Below are 2,954 nucleotides of genomic sequence, written 5' to 3'. Positions count from 1 at the left end.
TCTAATGGTTTTAACTGTCAACCGTCAACTGTAAACTGTAAACTGATATTTAGTGGCAAAGTGCCACTAAATATCAAATAAGTTTTATATAATCAAAATTATTAAATAATAAAGGATAATGATTATTGATAAAGAATATATAAAGTATATTTACTGAAAAAAGGTGGGTTGATAGTGGTAAAATTAATTTTACTCTTTACTTTAGTTCCGTTAACAGAACTCTATTTTTTAATCAAGGTTGGTGAGTATGTGGGGCTTGGTTGGACTATTCTTTTAGTAGCTAGTACTGGAATAGTCGGTATTTCATTAGCTAAATTACAAGGTTTAGCTATTATAGGTAAGACTAAACTTACGTTGGCCCGGGCCAAGATGCCTAAAGATGAGTTGATTGATGGTCTATTGGTCTTACTTGGGGCAGCGATGTTGTTGACACCTGGTTTATTGACCGATTTAGCTGGTTTTTCTTTAATAATCCCTCTTACAAGAGTCAGGATTAGATCTATTGTTAAGAATAAATTTAAAGGGAAGATAATTTCGGGTAGTTTTAATTTTGGGACAAGCACTATAAATCAAGAGTATAGTCAGAATAAAGAAGATGATGAAACTATAATAGATATTGATGACTATCAGGAGATTGATTAAAATAAAGTTTTCAAAGAAGGTAATGATGTGAGGCAAAAAGATCAGAAAATGATGAGCAAGAATACTCTCAGCTAAAAGAAAATATTGAAAGACAAAATATTTAGTCGTAGGATGTTTTGCAAATATTGATGGTCTAAGGGTTTGTAGTTTTGGCTCTGTGAAGAAGATTATTGATCAACATAGCGAGGATAAGCCAACCGTTAAAAGCATAAGGGCTTAGGTTTTACTTAAACTTAATTTAGTATAAGTCATATAGAAAGAAATTGATCTTTAGTCAGTAAAGATGATATAATAGATTGGGTTTTAAATAAGTAGCTGGTAGTATAGGAGGATGAAGATGGACTTAATTGAAGTTATCATTTTAGGAATTGTACAAGGGGTAGTAGATCCGATGCCTGTTAGTAGTTCAGGGCATTTAGTACTTGTACAACATTTATTTGGAATTCAAGAACGATTAACATTAAGTATATTTTTACACTTTGGAACATTGATTGCGATTATGATCGTCTTTTGGCAGGATATAATTGGAATTACTAAATTTAAGACAAATTTTAAATATCGTAAGTTTACTAAGTATATTTTGATTGGAATTCTTCCTGCTGGGGTGATTGGAGTCTTATTTAAAGGTTTCTTTGAGGGCGTATTTGCTTCTACAATAGTTGTTGGTGTGATGTTATTGGTGACAGGAACATTACTTTGGATTTCTGAGCGAATTAATGATGATGGTCGGGAAATGGAAGAGATGAAATTTAGTGATTCATTAGTAGTTGGTTTTGCTCAGGCGGCTGCTATCTTTCCTGGTCTTTCCCGCTCAGGTACTACAATTATAGCAGGTTTATTTAAGGGCTTAGATAGAGAATTGGCTGTGAGATATTCTTTTCTATTATCTATTCCTGTCGTTTTAGGAGCTACTTTATTGCAAGTTATTGATTTAATGCAGGTTGGTATTGGAGAGATAACTGTCTTTCAGATTATTGTTGGAACAGTCACTTCGGTAATATCTGGTTATGTAGCACTTAAATTATTACTAAAGATTGTTGAAAGACAACGGCTAAGTTTATTTGCTTATTATTGTTGGGCTCTAGGATTTTTGGTAATCTGGCTAGTTTGATAAGACTTAATTAGAAAGGATAGAAGCTTTAAAGCTTCTATCCTTTTTTAGTTACAGCTTGGAGTTTTAAGAAATTAGATTTAAAATAATAATTGATCAACAGTTTTAAATTCGTAACCGTCTTCTCTTAATAATTCTATTATTTCAGGTAGAGCTTGAACAGTTTGTTTATGAATAACACCATTATGCAGTAGCACAATTCCTCCTGGGTGGTAATGTCTTTCGACTTGACCTACGATCTCTTCATGAGTGTCTTGGGCATAATGCCAGTCAAAACTATCAATCGACCAATTAACAAGTTTCCACCCTTGATAGCCTAAGAATTCAATAGTTTCATCAGTGATAGCACCAAAGGGTGGTCTGACAATTGTAGGATAAACCCCTGTAACTTTTTCAATCTTTTCTGAAGTTGGTATCACTTCATCATATAAGACTTCTTCATTGGTTAAATCGGTGAAGTTTTCATGTTCCCAAGAATGATTAGCAATTTGGTGTCCTTCGTCTGTAATTCTTTTAGCAATCTCAGGAAATTGCTTGACATTTTGTCCTAACACAAAGAAGGTTGCCTTAATATTTTTTTCTTTTAATATGTCCAAAATTTCTGGTGTATTTATATGCTCTGGGCCATCATCAAAGGTAAGGGCAATTACCTTCTCTTCAGTCTCTTCACTTAGAAATAAAGTGTCTGGATATTTTCTTGCCTACCTTTCAATAGTCTCTTTAAAACCATTTAATTCTTCTTCTAAGTCCTCATCTAAGTCCTCATCTGAATTACTATTATAGAGTTTAGGTTGAAACTCTAAATCATCTTGTCCTTCTGTAATCTCATTATTATCTTCTACATTATTATTTGGAAGTGTTAGAACTCCTAAGTGTCCTAATGTAAAACCAAATAAAACAATTATTAATAATAAAGTTAATCCAATTACATATTTTGATTTCATTTTTCTCTCCTTTCATTTATAATAATACTAGAAATATTGTATAAACCTTTATTGTTTAGGAAATTATTATTTTTAGAAATAGTCGTAGCTTTCTGATTTTAAAATTTTTTATGGATTAGCTAGACTCAAACTTAATCTTAGTTTTTGATCAAAGGTCACTTTAAGCTTAGTTTATCATAATTAAACTGTTGTGTTATGTTAATAATAGGAAATTGTTAACTTGTACTTCACCTTGTTTTTTGGTATAATTTATTTTG

3 protein-coding genes and 1 pseudogene are annotated in these 2,954 nt (G+C 31.7%); 2 read left to right on the top strand and 2 right to left on the bottom strand.

Annotation, left to right across the window (positions count from 1 at the left end; translation table 11 throughout):
* Positions 1–174: 174 nt before the first annotated feature.
* Together MWH25_RS12650 and MWH25_RS12645 are read left to right on the top strand one after the other, a co-directional pair.
* Positions 175–642 (top strand): FxsA family protein, encoded by a 468-nt coding sequence (locus tag MWH25_RS12650; RefSeq protein WP_248628013.1) that lies wholly within the window; start codon positions 175–177, stop codon positions 640–642.
* 337 nt (positions 643–979) lie between these two features.
* The gene (locus MWH25_RS12645) at positions 980–1,753 is read left to right on the top strand and encodes an undecaprenyl-diphosphate phosphatase (protein WP_248628012.1); all 774 of its coding nucleotides are present in this window, start codon (positions 980–982) and stop codon (positions 1,751–1,753) included.
* 80 nt (positions 1,754–1,833) lie between these two features.
* Here MWH25_RS12645 and MWH25_RS12640 read toward each other — a convergent pair.
* Positions 1,834–2,409, bottom strand: a pseudogene (locus MWH25_RS12640) (polysaccharide deacetylase family protein); the annotation flags it as partial.
* Positions 2,410–2,454: 45 nt separating this feature from the next.
* On the bottom strand, positions 2,455–2,697 hold the full coding sequence (locus MWH25_RS12635) for a hypothetical protein (protein WP_248628011.1): 243 nt from the start codon (positions 2,695–2,697) through the stop codon (positions 2,455–2,457).
* Between the last annotated feature and the right edge of the window lie 257 nt (positions 2,698–2,954).

The sequence above is a fragment of the Natroniella acetigena genome, assembly GCF_023227745.1.
Taxonomy (GTDB): Bacteria; Bacillota; Halanaerobiia; order Halobacteroidales; family Halobacteroidaceae; genus Natroniella; species Natroniella acetigena.
This window is presented reverse-complemented; position numbering and strand designations above follow the sequence as displayed.